This is a genomic window from Sinomicrobium endophyticum, from assembly GCF_052983315.1.
In genome coordinates this window covers 1-22,837 of sequence record NZ_JBRKIS010000029.1, presented here as the reverse complement: position 1 = coordinate 22,837, position 22,837 = coordinate 1, and the positions used below count along the sequence as shown (strand labels likewise).

The following is a 22,837-nucleotide window of genomic DNA, read 5'->3' as shown; positions in this document are numbered from 1 at the left end:
TCTCCTGATTTGACATGAAAATACTCCTGATTTGAAATCTTCCTTTCCAATCCTTCTGCGGAACTTTATACTGTTTAAAAATGATGACCAAACGATATGAAGTTTTTACCATATTTATTGCGCGATGAATGCAGGGGATGCCGAAAACCTGGTAGACAGAGTAGGCGTAATTTTAAATTTTTAATGATGAAAAGATTGAAATTTGCCATAGCGGCTATGGTTATAGTCGTCGGCGTAGTCGGAGCGTTTGCGTTTGGTAACGCTAACAACAAAAAACCTGTGAAGGAAGAAGTTCAAACCACCTACTATGCAATTCGCATAGAAGGCACGAGTAACTTTTTTTGGTCTGATAATCCAAATGACATTGTAGGTAAAGATTGTCTTCCTCTTGCTGGGGCATCATGTAGTGTTGAAACTACTTCTCAACCAGATGACAACACAAACCCTGACCCAAGCCCGGATAATCAGGCTTGGCAAGAACCTTGAATTTTTGAAACAAAGCGTGTCAGCAAGTCATTTTTGCTGACACGTTTTTTTAGATTTTCTCCCGGATCAAATTTTCTAAATCTTCCCCATCATCCAACCGTGGGTCAATCGCCTTTCTCATCATTTTTCCCTTGGGGTCGATTAGTATTATAGTCGGGTATCCACGCACCTCGTAATTTTTAATTATGGGATGTTCCCTGCCACCGGTAAACACTTTAGTTGAATTATCAAAGGTGTAGTCTCCTTCAGCAACACTTTTCGTCCAGGTTTTTTCGCTTCTGTCGGCACATACACTAAGAAATACCACAGGAAGGGACTTAAACTTCTCCGCCACCTTTGCAAGATAAGGGGTCATCTGTTTACATGGGCTGCATCCTGTAAACCAGAAATCGAGCACTACTACTTTTCCTTTGAAATCAGAAAGCGAATACTGCTTACCGTCTTTATCTGACACGGAAAAATCGAAGGCATCAATACCCGAAATATGCTTTGCCGTCATCCGTTCGATAAGCTCTTTGTATGCTTTACTTTTAATGCTGTTCAACGCCATATTCCTGTACTTTGTCAGGCTATCTGATTTTAAGTTTTTAACAATCAGGTGTGTTAAGCACTTTTCTCTTAGCTCACCCGACAGTGTTTTATCCATAAAGCAATAACAATCTCCCAATTGAAATTTTTTGCCTGCCACCGTACAGGAATCATATCGAAATTTATGGATGAAATAGTTAGGAAAGCTCCTTAGCTCCATGTGGAGTGAAGAATCGATTAATTTACTTCCAATGATATCTTTAAATGAGTAGTTGAAATCTCCACCTTTCCTATTGGTTATATTAAACCACCAGTACTTTATGGCTTCGGAGCCATAAATAAAATCAAGGCGGATTATGTCAAAAGCACGCTTCGACATCTTTCCTTTCCAAGTATCTAAATATTGAAGCAATACCAAGTCTACGGAGTCTTTAAACGTAAATGCGGTCTTTAGATCGGCATCACGGTCTACAAAACTGCTATAAACCGAATTGTCTGTCATTTTCCTTTCCATTTTGTATAGAGAATATTGACAATTAAATTTTTCGGCATTTCTCCCTTCAAATTTAAAGTCCCCTTCATCGTAACATAAATATGCCTTATCTCCAGGCATAATGGTCAAGTATGTTCGCTGAAAGGAGTCGGCCTGTTTTTTATCGGGAACCCTGTTCATTGGAATACGAACTCGCATTGTTAATGGGCAGTTTATTTGGCCCCATTCAAAGAAAAACTTCCGGTCTTTGACTACCGCCGTGTACACACTATCTGTTCTTTCACTACCAATAACAAATTCAGTTAAAACTATACTGACGGAATCACCATCTTCCAAAAAATCCAGGTCACCACTGATAGAAGTAGTTTGCTCAAAATCGTGATCCGGGTTTTTATCAGTTCGGCAAGATACTATTTGAGAAGAAATAATTAATATTGATATGAGTAATTGAATATATGTCTTCATCTGTTTATTTTTTTATTGTTTTTCAATGGTCAGATGTAACCTTTGATGACTAAAACAATCATGGCTCTGTGAGTCTAAAGATTGTTTTTAGTCATGTCGGTTTCATTTTTTAATACATTAAGCGGTTAATGTCAATTATAGAGTTATCTTGGATTTTGCTGCAACCTATTAAGAACCGTCTCCGAATCGGGAAGGGGTAGCGCATAGCGCGGATCGTTGGGTGGTAGCGTGTACGTTTGCCCATTGATCGTTCTTGTAAGCGTTACTTTAAAGCGATCTTCCTTATTCAACCGGCGTAAGTCTGTCCATCTAAGACCACGAAATATTAGCTCTTTCCTGCGCTCATTCAGAACTAAAACAAGCGCATCTTCAGCATTAGCCGCCTCATAGGGTTTAAATTCGGCATCACTGCTCCATCTATGAGATAAAAGGGTATTCAGATCATCTATTGCTGCTCCTGCTTCCCCGTTACGAGCATAGCATTCAGCACGGATCAGGTAAATTTCATCCGTAGCAATTCCACTGTAAGCATAACCGTTATGGTTATAAGTTCCTGTAAAAGTATGATCCCCCGAACTGTTGATTGTAAATAACAGGGTTTTTCTTAAATCGTTATCATCGTAGGTGGCGATTAAAGCGGGATTGATTATTGCTCTGGTTCTCGATGTCACCCGGGTAGTTGTTAATGACGTATGAAAAGCGTCCTCGCCTAAGAAATCGGTGTGAATCGAATAACTTGTCCGTGAAAGGGAATTATAATCAGTCAATTCACTATTCCGGTGTAAATATTTATCTGCATACTGCAACGCCTGGTCGTAATCACCGATAGCCAAATATATACGGCTGAGAAAACCTAAAGCTGCCAGTCCGGACGGTTGGGTTTTGTACGTGACATCAGGCGGCAAGAGGTTAAGCGCCTCTTTTAGATCCTTTAAAATCTGGTCATAGCATTCTTTTACGGTATGCCTTGTTACCCTGACGTTCAGATTAGCTGTTAGCCTTAAAGGGATGCCCAAATCCTTTTCGGATGTTGCAGGGTCGTATGGCATAGCATAGGTCTGTATCAGGTTGTAAAAAGCCCAGGAGCGAAAAAAGAGGGCTATCCCCTTCACCCTGTTGAAGTCATTTTGTTGAGACGTATTTATGGTTAGTCTTTCTATACCTTCCAATACGGTATTGGCATAATAGACCTGTGTATAGGCGTTTCTCCATTCGTTTTCGCCATAGGTTTCACCCTCATAAATATCCCTGGCCCATATGTAGGCATTTCTATAGGTATTTTCGGATATCGTGTTGTAGTAATCAGAAGTTACTGTATATTCATCCGATGATACTAAGCCTAATGCCGGGTCTCTAAACAGGTTGAAAACGGTATTGTTATTTAACAGCTTTTCATAATCACCTAATGTATTGGGTACAACGAATGATTGATTGGGCTTCATATCCAAAAATTCCTCTTCCCATGTACACCCATTGATTATTGTACAGATCATGAGTGCGAGGATACATTTCACAGCTTTATGTCGGAAATTCATGTTCTAAAATTTAATGTTTAAGCCAAATGATAAAGAAAACGGAGCAGGATATCCCCCCGCATAAATATCAGGGTCTATATGACGGTTATTCGCTCTCCATAGGATGCCTATATTGTTTAAATAGCTGTATAGCTGAATAGAAGCTACCTCGCCATTTGTAATCCGGGATATATCCCAGTCATACCTCAAGGTAATGTCCTGGAGGCGTATGTGATCTCCCCGTTCAACAAAAATTTCAGATTGCGTATAAAAGCTTTGGCGGGCAGAATTTACAGGAGGTACCTGCATTGAAGGTATACGGGTTCTGAGTTCATCGCCAGGGTGCTGCCACCGGTCATAATAATCGGAGTGAATAAATAATCCGTTATTATAAATTACCCCGTTTTCGATGGTATTCCTTCTGAAATAGTAATTTGCTTTAAAAAGCAGGTTAAAAGAAACTGAAAACCGCTTGTAGGAAAACGTATTTCTAAAAGAACCGAATGTGGTTGGACGTGCCGATCCATGATAGACTAAATCGTCAACGGTTGTTCCTGACCGGATCTGGTTGTAATCTGTACTCAGCGCTCCATCCAGATATCCCTGCGGGTCTCCGGTATCGGATGTCAGTCCTCCCCACTTATAGCTATAAACACCAAATAGGCTATTTCCTTCTATGGGTTGAACAACACTTGGCCTTATGCCCACTAATAAACTTAATGGAGAAATATCCAGATGATATTGAGTCACAATATCTTTAACATAACTAAACAGAAGATTTGATGTCCACTTGAAAGCTCCTTTATGGATATTGGTTGAATTTAAATTGATATCAATACCGTTGGTTCTGACATTAGAAGTATTGCCGTAATACGAGTCCAATCCCGTTGATCCCGGGATTTGGCTGAGACCAAACAGATCTTCTCCCGATTTTATGTAATATTCAATGGAACCAGTAACAATTTGATTCCTGAAGCCAAAGTCCAGCCCGATGTTTAAAGTCTTTATCCGTTCCCATCTTAAATCAGGATTTCCGGGGTTAGCGATTGAGGCGTATGGTGTTCCGTAAAACCAGGAACGACTCAGGGACCGGAACGTAGTAACTGCAGTGGCCGATTTATCGATATTCCCATTTGCACCATAGGTGAGACGGATTTTTCCATAGGGCAGAAAGCCAACATTGTAAAAGTTTTCGTTAGAAAAATTCCATGCTAACCCGGTCGAAAACAACGGGACTGCCTTTTGGTTCGTGTTTACTCCAAATAGGTTTGACTTGTCTATCCGCCCGCTTACTGAAATAGTATACCTGTTGTCATAGATATAACTTCCATTTCCAAAATAAGACAGGTATCGGTCATTGAATCGGGTTATGCCAATGTTATTTGGGATAACCCGTGAACCAGTGGGTATAGTAGAAAATGATGTGGTATAATCAACATTGGTAAATGTTAGGTTTTCTTTATTATAGCCATATAAAGTGTTTGAATTTGATTTGGTAACCGTTTCGCTGACTTCCGTTCCCAAAAGCGCAACCACTTCATGTGCCTGCCAACTTTTTGAGTAGTCTAATTGTCCCCTTGCCCGGTGCGATGTTAATGTGGTATGGGATTCTAGCAGTATGCCACCCAACGGTACGGGATACCGGTCTTCGCTATTCAACCGGGTAAATTGGTTAATCAGGTCACGTGTGTGGTAGGTATCCTGGCTATAATGATCATTGTTTTGAGTACCGGCCCTTTCGTATTGGTACTGAAGGGATAGCTTAAGCCCATTCCCCATATCGTAATTTAGTCTTGTATTGAACCTGTTGTGAATTTGTGACTGACGATTGTCGGCAAACCGCATTTCATCATAAGGTCTGTAATGCCAGTCTAAAAGGCGTCCTCCTCCAACCGTATCAATATATGCAGGATTTCTACGTGCTACGGCAAACGCTTCGCCGGTTTTATCATTAACCAGATCGAGATAAGGGGGTGTCGGAAAAAGAGATGAGTTTAGTTGCTGAACAGCATCGTTTGATTTTGTATTACTATAAGTCAAATTTGCTGTTCCGGTAATAGTAAGCCGTTCCATTGGCGAAAGTTCTACCTGTAATCCTATCGTAGTGCGTGTATTATCGTTACCAATTGCCGTACTTCTGTTAATGTCGTGGCCAAGCGAAAAATAATATGTACTATTAGCTGAACCGCCGCGCATATTAACTGCGTACTGGTTGTTAATACTGCTTTGATAAAAATATTTCTTTAAATCATCCCGGTAATTATTGTTTCGGTAAGCATTGATCTGCCGATACCCCGCTTCACTATCCAAATTTCCCTTTTTAATCTGGTCAAGAATATGGACGACCGGGGTTACCGCGGGAAATTCGGACGTATTATCCAACGTAGTATTGTAGTATCCATCGTGAAAATTATTAATTTCAAGATCAATATAATCATTGGAAGAAATGCCAAGCATCGGTTTATAATAAAGGTCAGGTTTGTTTCCAATGGTGGTATTTATATTGGCCTCTACCTGAATTTTTTGGTTAAGGCGTCCTTTTTTCGTTGTTATTACAATAACACCATTTCCGGATTTCACTCCCCAGATACTTGAAGCCGCAGCATCTTTCAAAATCGTAATATCTTCAATATCGTTGGGATTGAGGTTTGAAATGGGACCATCATAAGGAAAATTGTCTACAACGATGAGAGGCTGGTCGTTTGCAAACAGGGTTGTATGTCCCCGGATATTCAAATCAAGCCCTCCGTCCGCACTTTCCGGAGTGTTTTTGTTAAATAAGAGACCGGGAATATTACCTTCGAGACGTTCCAGAATATTCGGGCTTACCCTTTGGTTGAGAAGTTCATTATCGGCATGAACAAAAGAGCCCGTGGAACGCTCTCCCGGTAATTGTTGATACCCTGTATTCAGCACAACTTCATCCAAAGCTACCACATCCTCTTCCAACTGCACATTTAAAACCTCTTGCTCCTTTACCGGCAATTCAACTTTTTTAAATCCCACATAAGAAAAGGTAAGAATGTCGGTAGCACTTACGCGCAAGCTATATTTCCCCTCCGCATCAGACATGGTACCGTGCTGTGTACCCTTTAAAATGATATTAACTCCCGGAAGCGGCAACCCATTTTCATCGGTTACGGTTCCGGTAACTTTTTGTTGTACAACAGCTTGCAAAGGCGGCAAAGCTCTAAGCGGTACAGGCAGGTTAAGTAAAATTAAGGCAATAGTTATGGGGCACCAGCAGGACAGGCCCGCTAATGTTACGTGTTTCATAATTTTAATATTTGAGTGTTAGTCAATAAAAATCCTATAACCCAGAAGGGGCAAGAAGAACAGTTACAGGATGTTTTGGAAGGGGTGTATACTGGTTGTCAGGTTTTAGTTATAAGGTAGTATTCTAGATGGGATTCCTGGGTTTAACCGGATATAGCCTTTCGGCAGGCGACGGGCCGTCGAAGAGGAAGTTACTGCCATGGGAGGCAAGTATAAGAGTAAGATAAAATAAAAAACTCGTTCTCATTCTGATAAGTTAAAAACGAGTCTCCCAAGCATATATAGAACCTAATACTATAGCAGGCCCTATCAACCGTACCGCAAGGTTCCGACGCCTATCAGAAACGGAATTACGATAGAGCCCTTGGTGCTATAGCGGTACGAATGTACACAAAATATCACCTCGGGCATTAACCTACCGTCTCGTTCTGATTACAAATTGTCGGAATTTGCGGTCGAGACTCTTTATTAATACCTATTTTTTCTAATATATTTACGATATAACCTGTTATATATCCTAAATAAATAGTATTTACACGTACAATATTAATAATAATATACTAATAAATAAAATAAATATCACGAATTTTCTAATATTTATTAGATATAATGTGATATTTCATTGATTATCAACATCATGGTGCCATCTTAGATTGAATTTTAAGAAATCATACTATCATGGCTAAAAAAGCAAATAAATCTGAAGAAAAAAACTCAGCGAAGTCTGAAAAAAGAGTAAACCCGCATTCTATGCGTGAAGCTTTAAGAAACCTTAAATCTCGCTTTGCTACGGGAGATATACGCTCAATGAAAGAAATTTCCGGTACATACTCCACAGGAATGCCATTTGCATTAGGTATGAGTTATGACACAATGGTCGATCGCTATAGTGATCCTAGGAGGTTAACCCTGGAAAATATCCTGAATACTGCCGATATTACCAGTACTGATTATGAGATCGTACTAAAGGTTGCTATGCGTGAGGCTATACGTAATCATACCAAAAGAGATATTTCCAAACTTTTACCAAATGATGGGGACACTGCCGAATAACAGGTTGGGCTTACACGTGGTTATATTGGCCAAATTGAAACGGATTAAAAGCACTTAAGCCTGATGCTCGTTTTAGTGGAATGGAAACGAGTACCCACTGTTACCTAACAATTATGAAAAACTTTTTGTCAATCATCATATTATGTTCCTTCACTGGGCTTTTCGCTCAAGAAAAAGTCGGTTTTCAAGAAATTTATATGGATAATGATTTAACATATAAAGTTGCAGACGACCAATTATTTTCCGGACAAGGGCAAAGGATTCGTAGAAATGGACATTTGGTGTATGAGGAATATTATGAAAAAGGAATTCCTATAAAATCAATCTCCTACTATAATCGGACTGAACCGCCTGTACCAGCCCGAATGACTGAATTTTACCGAAACTCATTCGACAAGAAAAAAGAATCAAATTACGGACTGGACGGAAACTGGCACGCATTCAAATATTACGACAAAAACGGAAAGAAAATCCTGATTGAGCAATACGAGAATAAAAAGCTCATCTATCGTTGTGAATATCATAAAAACAAAAAACACGGAACTGAATTTTGTATCGATGATAATGGAAATGAAAATCGAATATCGAAACGGTAAAAAAATTACGCAAAAATAACTGTATACAGGAGCTAAGGCTCGTTGCGTGTACAGGACGAACAATAAAGCCTTAGCTGTTGATTGAATTGCACCCATTATAGAAGTAGCAAAAAGCTTTATGGTTAATGTAGAGCTGTTTATTCAGCGACAAACGATGACAGAATACGTTTGACATTGAAAGTTATTAATGTCGTTAAAGAAAATGGGATGGCGAGGAATAAGTCTGTGGAGGTGGTTAAAGTGGAGCCAGTTGAATAACATGAAATAGTACAGTTTAATAAAATCATGCCAAGTTTAGAGCACAATTAAATTAGATAATAATATACTTTATTTTGAAAAACAATCTACTATTAACTATTTTATGAGATTTATAACTTTCACTGTACTTTGTTTGTTGTGTGTATATACTAACGCCCAAAACTGTATACAAGTAAATACAACGAACATATCAGGCATTAACACCATAATAAATAACTTGTCCTCCACTGGAGGAGGCTGTATTGAAATCGAAGCAGGTGATTACTTCGCAGTACCTGCTATAAGCTTAAAAAGCGACATTGTACTCAAAATTTATGGAAGATTGCACAGAGATTACAATATCATATCCGTTACCAATTGCGAAAATATCAGTATTATAGGGGATAATACCGGGAGCCTCATATATAACAGCAATAATCCGAATACCACGGCAAAAGGTCTTGAAATTAAGAATTCAAAAAACGTCAATATTGAAGGTTTAAATATTAGAGGTTTTGAAGATAAGGGGATCTTAATCAGGGGGTCAGGTACTACAAATATTACAGTTACAAATAATACAGTTTCTGGGGCGGTTAGTTCAACAGGAGTAGGAATAGCTGTCAGTGATGACCTTGGTGGGGTTTCCTTCTGTACTATAAAGAATAATACCGTTTACGATAATCGAATAGGAATATCTGTAAATAAGTCCAGGCATATAAATATTTTACAAAATCATTGCCGTGATAACAGTATTCACGGAATTGGACTGGACGGAATAACGTCATTATCCGGAGATGGTCCGCAAAATTGTATTATTTCCGGGAATCAGGTCTATAACAATGGAGGAACCTGTGTTACCGGTAGTGCAAAAGCCGGGATTTACTTAGGTAATGGTTCTCAAAAGAATATTATTTCTCATAATATGATTAAAAATAATAAATGCCATGGCATTTTGTATTTCGAAGAAACCAATAACTCAAATAGTGCATATAATAATTCTTTTATTAACAATCAAATTATTAATAATGAACAATGGGGTATTCGGTTAGTACGTATGAAACGTGGTATTATTTCTAATAATCAGATTATTGACAACGGTTCTGGAGGTATTCAACTGGATAACAGTAATTCTAACATCATTTCTTCAAACAATATAATCTTAAACGGAGAAATTGGGGTCTTCTTTAAAAACAGTACAAATAATAAGTGTCCGGATGAACTTAATATAATAGAAGGACAAACCCAAAAGTATAAGTATGAATAAAAGTACAATAAGGTCTACAGAGTACTGAAAGCAGGCAGCCCCACTGAATACATCCTGATAACATAAAAGTCTTAACAAATGAACGAAAGAAAAAATAGCAGAGAACAGTTTGAAGTAATTGGCGAATTCGTTTCAAAGGTTAATTTTATGGAGTTTACCATCAATATACTTTTGGAAAAAATTATCATGCAATACAGTGAAATATCAGATATAAAAGATATAGCCGAATATACCGTAGACCATATCGAAGAACAAAGTGTTAAAAACCGAATTAATTTTATAATACTATTTCTAGTGATGACAAATGGTGACTCTGAAGTTGTGAAACGGGCAATTATTGAACTCAAAGATTTTGCTAAGTACTATAATAAATACATAAGAAATATTCGGGATTTTATTGCGCATAACCCACATATAGCAGGCGGGGGTGATTCCTTAATAATTTCATCAAGGCGTTATAAGGGAAAGTTAAACTCCTTGAAAATAGAAGATTTAAAAACGCATGTAAATACCCTCATACCCAAAGTTATAGAACTGTTTAAATTGACCGAAGAACTATCGATACTCTATCCAAAAGAAATTGTACGTGAACTTTCCTGATGTCTTCCCTCACTCTAAAAAATATTTCAGATTCTGTGAATGTCTCTGACTTTACAGCCTATGCCCTATTTACACGAAACCGATTTTTTAATATTTATAGTTGCTAATGTCTGCTTTTGGTGGACATTTTTTTGTTTTTACGGGAAACCATAGTAATGTATGGTTGGCTTTAAGTATATTTGATTTTCAGTGTAAAAATGTTGTGTTATTCTGTATATATCCTTCTCAAAACAATGTTCTGAGAAGGATATAACTAGTTGACATTCAATATACCTACATTCTAATTTTCACTATTTATGGGAAAGAATATTGTTTATCCGTTTGAGACCTTTACAGAGTTTTTAGACGAGCCATACTTGAAGAAGTTATCACTCCTTTATGATAAGATATATGTTTGTGAAGCTTCCTTAAGTCTTCTTTTTGAAGGGAGCACTCCTGAATACTTAATTTATCAAAGAAGCACATTTGAATATCTAATTGAAAAGGAAATAATAAAAGTGTTTCCATATAACTTCAAAAAATTTGATAATCCTGAAAACAATAAAACTTTGAACGACATTCAAGAAGAATTAAGAAATGTTCTTTCACATTTTTCTTTACCAAACTCTAAGAGGTCGAATAAAGCAAATCTTTCAGATTTAACCCCTGATGAACTTGAAAAATTAAGACAAAAGTTCTTTTTTGATAATTTCTTGGCAAGCGATTTATCGACACGCCTAGATGCCATTTATCTGAGTCAAAAGACCAATGATGATTTCTATCCATTCCTGAGAATCAATCCAAGTACACCAATAGAAAATAAGAAGGCAAATGTCATAAATTTAATATTGAGTGATATACCTGAACCAGAACCAAATACTCCTTGGGAGGCAATATTGGATTACAAATCTGACGAAGATATCAGAAATAGATACCTTGCTTTGGTTAATTGGATAAACAAAGTTTCAAAATCAGAATTTAATGTAAATGAAATTAAAGATGAATATGACTATCTATTAAGTGAATATAAAAGACAATACAAAATACATAAACTTAAATCTCGAAGCTCAATGATTGAAGTTATTGTAAATATGGGTACTGGATTAATAACTACGCTTGGAAGTGGCGACTTCGTAGGAGCATTCAAAAGTATAATTAAAGCTACACCAGCACGCATAAAGTTGATGGAAGAAGAGAGTAAGCTCCTAGGGCGAGAACTTAGTTATGTATATCATACTCAAAATAGGTTTCAATCGGGGGAAGTCAATACATTTAATGTAGACAAGAACGTCCAATTAGTTAGAAGGCCCTTAAGCTGATAATTGTCGGTCTTGTGTTAATTAAGCAAAGGAGGTAAAAAAAACCGCTCAGCAAAGTGCACGCTGAAGGTACTATAAATGTATCTGACTTCGTAGCCTATGCCCTATTTATATTAACCCCATTTTTTATTATTTACTGTTGCTAATGTCTGCTTTTGGTGGGGGGTTTTTGTTTTTTACGGGAATCCGTATGGATGTCTTGCTGCAAAGAAGTTACTTTGTAAGAGTCTAATAGTAAAAGAATGGTATGAAAAAGACAATTACTGAATTACTACAATTATTAAGAATTTTATATAGTAATCCTGATTGTCAGAATAATAGAGCAACCGGGCAAGGTTATAATTCCTATAAAAAGCTATCAAATCGCCACGTATTTCACAATACCAACCTGATAAAAAAACTGGAGGGCCATTATACCATATTAGAAAACTGAGAATTATCAATCTGAAAATGGACAAGATGAATAATTGGACAATATTTGCACTTACCCTTGTTTTTATTGGAAATATAGGTGGACTTCTAATAATTATATTACAATCAACTAGTTCCATTCGGGATAAAAATCAAATAATTCAAGTTAGTCATGAAAATAAACAAAGACTAGAACAAGAATTGGTTGAGATTAGGAACGAAAGATCAAAACTAAAAATCGATCTTGAAACTAGAGATAATGAAAACAAAAAGTTATCTAAGGAGATAGTGAAATTGAATAGGGAGTTATTAGAAAAAACAAATGAATTCAATAATTTCATGGGAGCATCAGGAGTATTTCCTATAGTATCAATTAGTTCATTAGTTTCTACAGAGAAAGAATATAGCTTTACTTTCACGATTAATAACGATAATAAATACCCAGTCTATGACATTAATATAAATATAATGGACTTTAATAAAATATTAAAAAACTCGAAGCTTGAAAACGGTAAATACATTATTAAACAAGATAAATTCAAGGAAAGTTTAATAAGTGTATTCGAAGAGAAGCATCTTCCTGCATTCTCTAATATAATTACACCCACGGTGTATCATTACACTGATAATGTATTTTATTTAAAGATAAAAAGTAGATCTAGTTTTGTATTTGAGAAAATTGCTTTAGTTAGGGAGGGTAATAAAGTATATAACGGATTCCAAATAAAGAATCAAGAAGGAAAGGTATTAAAGGAATGGCTTGGTGAAAATACCCCTCCTAAAATCGAAACTAAATTAAGAGAAAATTTTGATTTAATTCCAGAAAAATTGGAAATGAACTTTATCAACTAACATGGCATAACAATGGTAATCGTTGCACAAGACTATAATTCTCCAATATTCAATTAAATTTTAGAAAGGATGTAATTCTATATCATTTAAAATCAATAATTTTAATAGCATTTGTTTTATGTTTTTTCCATAAAAATATCTGTTTAGAGGTTGTGCAACAGCCACAATCTATAACCGCAATTACAGTGGATTTGACTACGTCCAAATCCACTAGGAGTTGCTAAAAGTCAGTGACTAAGCTGTGAACTAATATAAAGAACCATAACTGACAGTTATACGAGACCCTTAGCAACTATTTTAAGAAACACCTGCATAGATAAAATGAAAGAGAAAATCTTTAATCTATTTGTATACTCGAATCTTGATATAATTTCCCAAGTAGGAGCTATATGTCATGAAATAGAGGGAAATGATAAAGAGAAATTGTCGTTTTTGAAAAGCCGAGTAAATATAGATTTTAACAATGTAGAATATTTTTCGCTACCTGAGAAAATTTCGACTTTATACAAAGGATTAAAACGTAATTCAATTGATTACAATACGTACAGAGAATTAAGTTATAGGGGCGAAGCTTTGATGATTTTTGAAAATGTTTTTATAAAATATAATGCAGTTAAGAATCCATTAGTTGTTGTAACTCCAGTAAGAAATGGTAAAATTCAGATAGATGGTCAAGAAAATATAAAAATGGCTGAAAAGGAATTTACGGGCAATATAGAAATAGAAAAACAGAATGATTGGTTAGTAGGATATATTGACAATAATGGATTTCATTTAGACCAATTAATCAATGATGATTTTTTCGAGGCCATTAGAATTCTATATAAGCAAGATCTGTGTGTTTCTGCGATGAAATTGCTAATGATTTGCATTGATACTGTCTCATATCTAGAATTTGGCGACATTTCCGGAAATTTTCAAAAATGGATAAATTTATACACGAAATTATCTGATTTGAATATAACAGCCAATGAATTGTGGGAGTTCAGAAACTCTATTCTACACATGACGAACTTGGATTCTAGAAAAGTGAAGCAGAATAAAGAAAGGCGATTAATGTTTTATGTATCACATCCTGAAACTAAGTATCAGGATGAAAGTGATGAAGGAAAATTTTTTAACTTCATAGACTTGTTAAATTGCATCGCTTGGGGTATTTCAAAATGGGGACAGACCTATAATACCGAGAAAAGTAAATTTGAAGAATTTGTAGCCCGATATGATCGGATTCTTTCTGATAAGAGAATGACCTATATACGTTACAAACATTAAAATCTACCATCCTGCTCTCCGAAGTGTTGTATACCATGCAAGTGTCTCTGACTTCGCAGCGTATGTTAAAGACCTAAAACTAACATAGGCCACTCAAAGTCTTGGGTGAAGAATTGTAAAAAAATCGTAACCTGCCATTATATTATTGATATTTTCCTATATTTATAGACGTATTGCTAACTTTTTAGTGAAGTAGCAATACACTCCCCCTACTTTTGCCCGGAATGAGATTCTTTGTTTTGGATGGTTTTTCTTGTTGGTTTTGTTGGTTGATTTTTAGAAAAATGATTGTGTTTACGGGAATCCACAAAATAATTTGTGGATAGTGCTATATTTTTATTCTCTGAATCTAATGATGCTAGGGGCGGCAACATATAGGTTGTTATAAACTGATAGAATGATATGTTACTATCAGAGTAATATGTTTGGCTATATTGCAATAAGAATTGGATTAAGGTGGAATGTTTTTGAAACAATATCTGCTACTATTCTATCTTTAAAAAGGTAAAATGCCATTAAGGGTTTCTTCAATAAAATTAACAAAGATCATGAGAACAAAAAAACTATTCAGAACAATTAAAAACCCAAAAAAGGGTTCTATGCAGCAATTGTTAACCTGGAAAACGTAATAAACATGGAATTAAAAGAATTTATCGAAGAAACCATTAAACAGGTTGCAGATGGTTTAGTTTCAGGAAGTTCACATATAAGGGATAACTATCCAAGAAGTGAAGGAGTTGAAGTTGGTTACAAAAAAAATAAAATTTGATGTTGCCATAACAACAAATGAAGAAGACTCGCTAGAAGGAGGGGGTAAAATTAAGGTAGCCCATTTATTTGATATAGGTGTAAAAGGATCTGGTTCATCAAACACAACAAACTACAATAGAATTGAATTTGAAACCTTGATCCAGGTAAATACCACTAATAATAAATGAATAAGAGTTAATTATGAAGAAAAGCATATATGAAATAACAATAGAAGACTTGTGGGGTACTTGGATTTCGGAAGGTAAAGAAGCTTCAGAACAATTTACAATATCAGAACGTTATAAACAATATAACACACAATACGTTTCTATTGAAAAGAATGAGGCAATATATGGGTTCCATGCAAAACTAAATCTATTACAACTTGGTAATGGTGAGTTGCCTCAACTAATTGTTGAGTCCATTATTGAAAACCCAATACATAATCAAAAAGATCCAATTATTATTTGGGAATATTCAGGAGATAATGTGCTCCTGGAATTTAGTGATGGTTCAAAAGTAGATTTTAAAAAAATCAGATAAGAATGAGTAAAGCTACAAACAGATTTTAGAGAATTTTAAAGAAATTAATTAATGAGAATATTGCATTTGACAGATTTCCATTTTGATGGATCTAATAAGTATAAAGAAAATGAATTAAGAACTATCGAATCGTTATTAGAGGCTTTAAAAGATTATAAGAATAAAATAGATTTAGTTTTCTTTACTGGTGATTTGGTTTGGAGTGGTGATGATTGTAACAGGTTTAAAAGAGCAAAGGAAATATTCCTTGACAGACTAGCTAATATTTTAGAAATAGATATTACTTCTATTTTTATATGTCCCGGTAATCATGATGTTTATAGAGGACAAGAATTAGAAGAATTGACAGCCTCAATATTAGGAATTAGTGATTCTGATGAACTAGACAACTTAGTAACTAAAAACAATGGAAAAACTTTACAAGCAAGTCTGGAAAATTTAGAGAACTATTTTACTTTCCAGAATGAATTTTATAAAGATCATATAGACAGGCTGGGAGATATAGAAGTAGATAATTTATACACTACTCACATTAGAATTATTGAAGGAAAAAAAGTGGGAATAACAACCATTAATTCAGCTTGGAGGGCAAATGATTCTAATACTGATTTTGGGAATTTGCTGTATCCAATTCATTATTTAAAAAATGCAATTAGAAAAGTTAAAGAATGTGACATAAAAATTTTGATGCTACATCATCCATTGACCGATTTCAAATATTGGAATCGATTTGAACTAGAAGATATTATTTTTAAAGATTACGATTTAATGTTTTCCGGACATGTTCACAATAATAGAGACACTGTTCATATTACTGCAGATATAGGAATTTATCATTGTACTTCTGCTGCAACTTTGAGTAGTAAAAACGATTCGATAGGGTTTACAATTGTAGACTTAAACCAAGATAGTTATGAGTTAGAAATAACAAATGCAATTTTTAACCGGAATGAAGAACAATTTTATTTTGGCAAGCCAAAATTAGCGGAAATTCCCTTAAATGAAAACAAAAGGGAACAGAACAAGTTTAGAAAAACAATAAGGAAAAGGTTTGAGGAAAAACTGAAAGAAGCAAACAAACTATTTCTTACTTACCAAGAGATTAAAGAAGAAAATAATTTTATTAAGTTATTTTCAACCCCGATAATAAAAAATGAATCACAATCGAACCCGAAACCAAAATCTAAAAAGTTAATTGATTTAGGGGAGTTAATAAGAAACAAAAGTGAAAATCAAGTTTTATTTGGCAAAGACAAGAGTGGTAAATCGGCAATTTTATATAAGATTTTTATTGATATTCTACAGGATTTCAATGACTTAAAAACACTACCCTTATTGATTGATTGTAAAAGCATAGTAAAATCGAGTACAAAAATTGATGTAATTGATTTATTAAGTGATTTATATGAAATGAATAAGCGAAAAGCAGAAGAATTAAGCAAAACATATCACATTAAGATTCTGCTAGATGATTTCAAAGGAAATGAAGAGTTAGTTTTAACTCCCTTATCAAATTATCTATCTCAAAACAACGCTTCTTTAATTTTAGCTTGCAATGAAACAGTGTTTTATTCATTTGCAGGTGGAATAATTGGGACTTTAAACTTTGTTAACAGGTATATACATGATATAACCAGAGCTGAAATTAGAATGTTAACACAAAAATGGCCAAATCTTTCTCAAAATAAGAAAGAAAAGGTGCTGGATAAAATTAACACTGTTTTTAATCAATTAAATATCCCTTCAAATTATTGGACAGTATCTTTGTTTATTTGGATTTTTGAAAAAAATATAGATGTTAATCTTGGAAATAACTTTCAACTTATAGAATTATATATTGACAGTTTACTTGATAAAGAAAACTTTATCTTATCTAATCAATACAAAATAGATTTCGATGATCTAAAAGATTTTTTGTCCTATCTAGCATATTATTTAATTACAAATAAAACATCAAACACTTATCAGGTAAATTACAGCGAATTCATTGCGTATATAGAAACATATAAAAAATCTAACAAACGATTTGTTATAGACACCAGAGAATTAGCTGATTTATTAATAAACAAGGGTATCATAAAGAGAAATCTTAGTGATGATTTATATACCTTTAGATTAAATGGGGTATTTGAATACTTTCTGGGGTATTACATGGCCTATGATGAAGATTTCAGAAATCAACTAATTGATGATGAACATTTATACTTATCGTTCAGAAATGAATTCGAAGTATGTGCAGGACTGATACCTCAAGATTATAAGTTTGTAAAAAAAATATTTAAAAAAACTAAATCTATCTATAAAGAAACGAACAAAAACATCGAAACAAATGATTTAGATAGTTTATTATTAGGTAAGGTTTCAGAAACATTTAATATATCTGGTGGGGTAAATCAGATACTTAAGGAAACCATAAAGGATTCCCTGGATCTTGAAGAACAGGATTCAATTTTAGAAACCTTATCGCCATCTTCAAATAGGGTTTCTGATGTGAAATTAAAGAAGTATTACCATGAAATTGGCAATAATTCTGATGATTTAGAAAATGCCTTGTATATATTAGGAAGAGTTTTCAGAAATTCCAAACTAAAAAACAGAGAAGATTTTAATGATAAGGTTTTCGATTTTGTTTTAAATTCAACTTGTACATTTTCTTTGTCTTTAATAGATGAAATTAGTTCTCAGAATTTTAATGAAATGGCAGGTGAAATTACAGAAGAGCAGTTAATCAAGCTATTAACACAATTTTTACCCATTGTAGCTCAAACTTTATTCTTTGACATTGCCATACAGACAAATCTAGAGACAGTTTTAATAGAAAAAATCAATGTATTAAAACAAAATAAGAATGGTAATGAACTTAAATTACTTATTTTATTTTTCTCATTGATTGATCTTGATGTAAAAAACCATTCCAATTATATAGAAGAATTAATAGATTTAATAAACATACCAATATTAAAACAGACAACGGTTTTTAAACTCTATTTATATCTAAGTTTTAAGTGTAATGGAAATAAAAATTTAAGAAGCAAAATAGAAAAGCTTATTAAAAAGCAAGAACTTAAAATTGATAGTAGTCAAAACATAGGTGCTTTGGAACAACGAATTAAATTGATGGAAAAATCAATGAATAAGAATAAAGATTTATTATAATAGCAATGGGTCTTATACTTATCCTTTTAATCCTTATTTTCTATCAGGTCATTGCCGGAAAAGCCCACTCGCGCTCGTTTCCGCTTTGCGCAAACGAGTGTCTATCGTTCAGGGCGTTTGCAACGCCAGGGAAAGGACTTGTTAACACGGCAGGAAGAAAGTGGGAAGCATGGAGTGGGAAGCAGGAAGCACGAAGCGGGAAGCATGGAGCAGGAAGCACGAAGCGGGAAGCATGGAGCAGGAAGCAGGAAGCGGGAAGGATGGAGCAGGAAGTGCGGGTATTGGGGATTAAGTATATTGCGTTTTTTGTGAATAATTGTTTTTGAAAAATGGTTAACTCTCGCTCTACGGAGTGTTCCGGGCGAATGTCTCTGACTTCGCAGCCAGCTATTGATATAAATGCATCTACCTTTTCTTTCTGACATGCAAGCATGCCGATTAAAGATCCTTCACTATGCCCAAGCACAATCATTTTGTTAATTTTTTTTTTCGGTTTTGAGGTTTCTTATAATTTTTGCTAAATCGTTTACATAGTCATCTATTTTTAGATCACTTTCTTAGATTAATTATTTTTGACCGATACTGTTCTTCGCTCCAGATAACTTCTCCACCCAATCATCAGGAAAGCCAAAATACCAAAAACAAATCCTATCCACGGATTATATGCAACACCTTTTGTAATGATTATCCAACCGCCTACCGTTGTTCCTAAGGTTACGCCCAGGTTGCCGAATGAAGTGGCCAGGCTGTTGGCAAATTCCAAGCTTTTGGGCACTGATGAAATCATATAGGTAGAAGCGTTCAGGAAGCTGGGCGAATACAGGAAACCCCAAATTCCAATTACAATAATGGTAGCTATGGTATTTCCGCCTGAGAAATGCAATAATATGGGTATCAGGATAGTTCCCGAAAGGAAAAAAGTGGTGGTTTTTACAATATTCTTATTCAGCATTTTCCCTGCAACCCAATTGGAAAACACGCCAATAACGCCAAATACAAACAGCATATAACTGACCATTGTGCTGTCCATACCTTTTGCCTTGTTTAGGTACTCGGCAAAATAGCTGTATGTAGAGAACCAAGCCGTAATCATAAAGAAGTTCATTGCGGTACTGATGATAAAAGTAGGTTTGGTCAATATCTTCAACTGGCTTCCGTAAGATTTCTTTGCCTTTACAGGCATTGATGGCAACACAAAGTTTATCCCTGCCAAAGCCACAACGCTCACGATTGCCTGCACCACAAAAGAATATTCCCACGACCATAAACTTGCCAGCCAGGTTGCAAAAGGAACAGTGGTTACCATGGCAATAGCAATCCCGCTGAATACAATGCTCATCACTTCGTTTTCACGTTTGTTATCCGCCTTTGAAACTGCGACCGCCAAAGCCGTTGCAATGTAAACAGGTTGTAGAAAGGCGGGCAATATTCTGACCAGCATCAATAGCCAGAAAGGTGGTGAAAATGAAGATACCACTCCTGTTATCAGAAAAATAAAGATGGCCGTCAACATTACTTTTTTGCGGTCAAAACCTGAGGCCAACAAGGTCATAAAAGGACCTGTCAGGGCAATGACCAAAGCAAAGGCACTCAATAAGTAGCCAGCCTTGTCAATGCTTATCTGATAGTGTTCCGCTACTTGCGGCAAAATGCCTATGATACCAAACTCCGTTGTAATGACAGCCAAAAGACCAAGGCAACCAATGTATGCGTATTTCTTCATCGTAATAAATCCGTTTAAAATGAGCCGCAAAATTAGTTTTTACCTCTACTTTTGCATAGCACACAATCAATTGTGAGGTACTAATAAATTTGTAAGTAATGGGAAAAAGAAAGGAAAATTCAACCAATATGTTGAATGAAAAAGTTATAATGGAATGTGAGTTAACGTATGCCGTATGTAAAATCGGTGGACGGTGGAAATTGCTTATTCTGTGTAAGCTCGAAAATGGTAAATTACGTTTCAGCAAGATAAAAAGACGTATCCCCGAAATTACAGATCGTATGCTTGCCCTGCAATTACGTGAGTTGGAAAAAGACGGTTTGGTAAAACGTACCGTTTTTGCAGAAGTGCCGCCAAGAGTGGATTATGAACTGACCGACATTTCCAAAGATTTAGTGCCTGTATGGCGACAATTGGAAGACTGGGCAGTGAAACACAAAAGACTTGTTAAGAAATGATGATATCACAATCCTTTGGATTTCCTATAGGAGCGGAGGGCTTTTCAAGCTATGAAAAATCGGTTGCAATCAAGTTTATTAAAAAAGGAAGTTTCTTTTGTTATTCGGTAAATGCGGTTTTTGTAAGTTCCAGGCTAGCATTCCACAGGTCTTTTTGAAAACCCTTATTGTAAGAATCAACTGATTTTTTAACCACTTTCCCGTCCGAAAAATAAATCCCTTTCAAGTTTTTGTACTTTTCAGCATAGGCAAGGTTTCCCCGCTCTCCGAAGTGTTGATGGCGAATGTCTCTGACTGAGCAGCCCACTGCACTTCCATGACAGGCCAATACGTTGCGCTCCTCTCTGAGGAGCTTCCAAAACGGTGTTTCAAAACGTTGAACTGCATTTGTGTAACTTGTTTAAAGCCTTCTTCATTGACCAGGTCTTTGCTGCAATAAATGAGTAAGACTTGTGAGAGACTGGAGTACACCTCGCATAGGCGTTTTTTATTTTTTCTTTTTATTGAAGGTTTGGGCTGCGAAGTTGCAAACTCGCAGAGCAGGGTACTTGAGCCATCACAGTCTAAATTCAGATTATAGCCAGCAGAACAAAAGAGCCTATAACATACAAAGCAACCAAACTCATTTTTATAATCTTCTGGTTTCTGCTTTCCTGGTCATATTTTGCAACTATTTTGAGGTATTTACCCTTGTAAGCAAAAGCCAAAAAGCAAACAATAACTAAAGCTATGAATACCCCAAGATATATCGTATTGCTTTCGTATAAGTCGGCTAAAAAATGGATGTCATATTTCAAAAGAATATTTTTAATCAAAATAAGATTAAAAGACAATATAAAAGCTAAAATAGAGCTTGACAGGTGTCCCGGTAATTCATCTTTTGAAGGCGTTATTAAAATGAATTTATATATAGCATAAAATACGTAATTGAGCATAAACCATTAAAATTTAGGGTTTCTTATTGGTCGCGCCATACCACGCCTTTTTCGCAATTTTTCCCGCATTATTTTAAGTCGTTCCTTTTCCGGGAGTTTCATCATTTCCTCAAAATCCTTCTCGGCCTTGTCGTGCATTCCCATTACATCTCCCATAAAATAATATATAACAGACACTCCAAAGCCCGCATATCCTCCTGCAATGCCAATAACGGTATATGCCGTATTCATGCCAAACCTTCCTTTGGAAACTGCACCTTTTTCATATAGTTTATAATCAAAGTAAAGGCTCCCTAATCCCGCAATTCTACCAAACCACCTAAAATAAGTCGCTGTAGTTTTGCTGATGCCCGCAATGTCCTTGGAGTACACATTCCATCTTCCCGCTGTTCCCACAGTAATTTCCCCTACTTTAGCAATACCTTTGTGGGCCAGGCCAATTTCTCCTAAAGTAAGGCCATTGCCTAACCAATTCAGAAATTCACTGGATTTGGACAGTAGGTCTGAGCCGTTACCATTAAGGATCACCAACCCTTCCGGCCCCATAACCATAACGCCACCGCCATATAAAAACAAGCCATATCCGCCAATATATGGCAGGTTATTCACCGGTACTGGGGTTTCCGCAAAATGGCTGGTGTGGCCTTTTATGATCTTACCCATATAACGTTTTACCTCCTTTTCCCAATGTTTCCCGAAATACTGGTCTGTAAAATTGGCAATATCTTGTTCTGAAAAGAACAGGTTTTTGTAATTCCACCGGGCATGGGTAACGATCCGCCCCCTGACCATGGCAAAATTTCCCTTTACCCTTTGATTGATCTGGTCTACGCTTTGGTTACGTATAGCATGGTCTATGGTTTGCTTTACCATATCCCGAAGTCGCATATGGGTGTATCTTTGAAAATTATGAAACTTTAACCGTTG

General features: G+C 35.6%; 19 protein-coding genes. 13 read left to right on the top strand and 6 right to left on the bottom strand.

All coding sequences use genetic code 11. The features are described 5' to 3' along the window. Positions 1 to 186 precede the first annotated feature (186 nt). On the top strand, positions 187 to 486 hold the full coding sequence (locus ACVBDU_RS11750) for a DUF6520 family protein (protein WP_447179950.1): 300 nt from the start codon (positions 187 to 189) through the stop codon (positions 484 to 486). Positions 487 to 535: 49 nt separating this feature from the next. On the opposite strand, the gene ACVBDU_RS11745 is transcribed toward ACVBDU_RS11750, so the two are convergent. From ACVBDU_RS11745 to ACVBDU_RS11735, 3 genes are all read right to left on the bottom strand, one after another. Next, positions 536 to 1,972: a TlpA family protein disulfide reductase gene (locus ACVBDU_RS11745; protein WP_447179949.1), complete on the bottom strand. Its 1,437-nt coding sequence runs from the start codon at positions 1,970 to 1,972 to the stop codon at positions 536 to 538. Positions 1,973 to 2,115: 143 nt separating this feature from the next. Beyond that, positions 2,116 to 3,465 (bottom strand): RagB/SusD family nutrient uptake outer membrane protein, encoded by a 1,350-nt coding sequence (locus ACVBDU_RS11740; RefSeq protein ID WP_447179948.1) that lies wholly within the window; start codon positions 3,463 to 3,465, stop codon positions 2,116 to 2,118. A gap of 45 nt (positions 3,466 to 3,510) precedes the next feature. After that, on the bottom strand, positions 3,511 to 6,762 hold the full coding sequence (locus ACVBDU_RS11735) for a SusC/RagA family TonB-linked outer membrane protein (RefSeq protein ID WP_447179947.1): 3,252 nt from the start codon (positions 6,760 to 6,762) through the stop codon (positions 3,511 to 3,513). A gap of 678 nt (positions 6,763 to 7,440) precedes the next feature. On the opposite strand from ACVBDU_RS11735, the gene ACVBDU_RS11730 reads away from it, so the two are divergent. The 11 genes from ACVBDU_RS11730 to ACVBDU_RS11680 all read left to right on the top strand — a co-directional run bounded on the left by ACVBDU_RS11730 (position 7,441) and on the right by ACVBDU_RS11680 (position 19,086). Next, entirely contained in the window at positions 7,441 to 7,815 is a 375-nt protein-coding gene (locus ACVBDU_RS11730) for a hypothetical protein (RefSeq protein WP_447179946.1), read from the top strand. 113 nt (positions 7,816 to 7,928) lie between these two features. Next, on the top strand, positions 7,929 to 8,411 hold the full coding sequence (locus ACVBDU_RS11725) for a hypothetical protein (RefSeq protein WP_447179945.1): 483 nt from the start codon (positions 7,929 to 7,931) through the stop codon (positions 8,409 to 8,411). 361 nt (positions 8,412 to 8,772) lie between these two features. Continuing rightward, positions 8,773 to 9,912: a right-handed parallel beta-helix repeat-containing protein gene (locus ACVBDU_RS11720; protein ID WP_447179944.1), complete on the top strand. Its 1,140-nt coding sequence runs from the start codon at positions 8,773 to 8,775 to the stop codon at positions 9,910 to 9,912. A gap of 78 nt (positions 9,913 to 9,990) precedes the next feature. Next, positions 9,991 to 10,512: a hypothetical protein gene (locus tag ACVBDU_RS11715; protein WP_447179943.1), complete on the top strand. Its 522-nt coding sequence runs from the start codon at positions 9,991 to 9,993 to the stop codon at positions 10,510 to 10,512. 296 nt (positions 10,513 to 10,808) lie between these two features. After that, complete coding sequence (locus ACVBDU_RS11710) at positions 10,809 to 11,810, top strand: hypothetical protein (protein WP_447179942.1); 1,002 nt, start codon at positions 10,809 to 10,811, stop codon at positions 11,808 to 11,810. A 459-nt stretch (positions 11,811 to 12,269) separates the two neighbouring features. Beyond that, entirely contained in the window at positions 12,270 to 13,073 is an 804-nt protein-coding gene (locus ACVBDU_RS11705) for a hypothetical protein (protein WP_447179941.1), read from the top strand. Between the two features lie 321 nt (positions 13,074 to 13,394). Then, positions 13,395 to 14,345, top strand: coding sequence for a hypothetical protein (locus ACVBDU_RS11700; protein WP_447179940.1), 951 nt, complete (start codon positions 13,395 to 13,397; stop codon positions 14,343 to 14,345). Between the two features lie 634 nt (positions 14,346 to 14,979). Then, the gene (locus ACVBDU_RS11695; protein WP_447179939.1) at positions 14,980 to 15,114 is read left to right on the top strand and encodes a hypothetical protein; all 135 of its coding nucleotides are present in this window, start codon (positions 14,980 to 14,982) and stop codon (positions 15,112 to 15,114) included. 182 nt (positions 15,115 to 15,296) lie between these two features. Continuing rightward, positions 15,297 to 15,638 (top strand): hypothetical protein, encoded by a 342-nt coding sequence (locus ACVBDU_RS11690; protein ID WP_447179938.1) that lies wholly within the window; start codon positions 15,297 to 15,299, stop codon positions 15,636 to 15,638. Between the two features lie 51 nt (positions 15,639 to 15,689). Continuing rightward, positions 15,690 to 18,794, top strand: a complete 3,105-nt coding sequence (locus ACVBDU_RS11685) for a metallophosphoesterase (RefSeq protein WP_447179937.1) — start codon at positions 15,690 to 15,692, stop codon at positions 18,792 to 18,794. Between the two features lie 169 nt (positions 18,795 to 18,963). Next, a complete protein-coding gene (locus ACVBDU_RS11680; protein ID WP_447179936.1) occupies positions 18,964 to 19,086 on the top strand; it encodes a hypothetical protein in 123 nt (40 codons plus the stop codon). 270 nt (positions 19,087 to 19,356) lie between these two features. On the opposite strand, the gene ACVBDU_RS11675 is transcribed toward ACVBDU_RS11680, so the two are convergent. Next, a complete protein-coding gene (locus ACVBDU_RS11675) occupies positions 19,357 to 20,517 on the bottom strand; it encodes an MFS transporter (RefSeq protein WP_447179935.1) in 1,161 nt (386 codons plus the stop codon). Positions 20,518 to 20,615: 98 nt separating this feature from the next. Between ACVBDU_RS11675 and ACVBDU_RS11670 the strand changes: the two genes are divergently transcribed. After that, the gene (locus ACVBDU_RS11670; RefSeq protein WP_447179934.1) at positions 20,616 to 20,975 is read left to right on the top strand and encodes a winged helix-turn-helix transcriptional regulator; all 360 of its coding nucleotides are present in this window, start codon (positions 20,616 to 20,618) and stop codon (positions 20,973 to 20,975) included. 569 nt (positions 20,976 to 21,544) lie between these two features. On the opposite strand, the gene bfi1 is transcribed toward ACVBDU_RS11670, so the two are convergent. Further along, a complete protein-coding gene (bfi1, locus tag ACVBDU_RS11665) occupies positions 21,545 to 21,910 on the bottom strand; it encodes a Bfi1 family immunity protein (protein ID WP_447179933.1) in 366 nt (121 codons plus the stop codon). A gap of 6 nt (positions 21,911 to 21,916) precedes the next feature. Beyond that, positions 21,917 to 22,837: hypothetical protein (locus ACVBDU_RS11660; protein WP_447179932.1), on the bottom strand; the 921-nt coding region annotated here is incomplete at its 5' end.

Bases quoted from the DNA above. Each gene is read 5' to 3' on its own strand.
- ACVBDU_RS11695 (WP_447179939.1), top strand. From the start codon at position 14,980: ATGGAATTAAAAGAATTTATCGAAGAAACCATTAAACAGGTTGCAGAT.
- ACVBDU_RS11670 (WP_447179934.1), top strand. From the start codon at position 20,616: ATGGGAAAAAGAAAGGAAAATTCAACCAATATGTTGAATGAAAAAGTT.
- ACVBDU_RS11700 (WP_447179940.1), top strand. From the start codon at position 13,395: ATGAAAGAGAAAATCTTTAATCTATTTGTATACTCGAATCTTGATATA.
- ACVBDU_RS11735 (WP_447179947.1), bottom strand. From the start codon at position 6,762: ATGAAACACGTAACATTAGCGGGCCTGTCCTGCTGGTGCCCCATAACT.
- ACVBDU_RS11715 (WP_447179943.1), top strand. From the start codon at position 9,991: ATGAACGAAAGAAAAAATAGCAGAGAACAGTTTGAAGTAATTGGCGAA.
- ACVBDU_RS11690 (WP_447179938.1), top strand. From the start codon at position 15,297: ATGAAGAAAAGCATATATGAAATAACAATAGAAGACTTGTGGGGTACT.
- ACVBDU_RS11740 (WP_447179948.1), bottom strand. From the start codon at position 3,465: ATGATCTGTACAATAATCAATGGGTGTACATGGGAAGAGGAATTTTTG.
- ACVBDU_RS11725 (WP_447179945.1), top strand. From the start codon at position 7,929: ATGAAAAACTTTTTGTCAATCATCATATTATGTTCCTTCACTGGGCTT.
- ACVBDU_RS11730 (WP_447179946.1), top strand. From the start codon at position 7,441: ATGGCTAAAAAAGCAAATAAATCTGAAGAAAAAAACTCAGCGAAGTCT.
- ACVBDU_RS11685 (WP_447179937.1), top strand. From the start codon at position 15,690: ATGAGAATATTGCATTTGACAGATTTCCATTTTGATGGATCTAATAAG.
- ACVBDU_RS11675 (WP_447179935.1), bottom strand. From the start codon at position 20,517: ATGAAGAAATACGCATACATTGGTTGCCTTGGTCTTTTGGCTGTCATT.
- ACVBDU_RS11710 (WP_447179942.1), top strand. From the start codon at position 10,809: ATGGGAAAGAATATTGTTTATCCGTTTGAGACCTTTACAGAGTTTTTA.
- ACVBDU_RS11720 (WP_447179944.1), top strand. From the start codon at position 8,773: ATGAGATTTATAACTTTCACTGTACTTTGTTTGTTGTGTGTATATACT.
- ACVBDU_RS11680 (WP_447179936.1), top strand. From the start codon at position 18,964: ATGGAGTGGGAAGCAGGAAGCACGAAGCGGGAAGCATGGAGCAGGAAG.
- ACVBDU_RS11745 (WP_447179949.1), bottom strand. From the start codon at position 1,972: ATGAAGACATATATTCAATTACTCATATCAATATTAATTATTTCTTCT.
- ACVBDU_RS11750 (WP_447179950.1), top strand. From the start codon at position 187: ATGAAAAGATTGAAATTTGCCATAGCGGCTATGGTTATAGTCGTCGGC.
- bfi1 (WP_447179933.1), bottom strand. From the start codon at position 21,910: ATGCTCAATTACGTATTTTATGCTATATATAAATTCATTTTAATAACG.
- ACVBDU_RS11705 (WP_447179941.1), top strand. From the start codon at position 12,270: ATGAATAATTGGACAATATTTGCACTTACCCTTGTTTTTATTGGAAAT.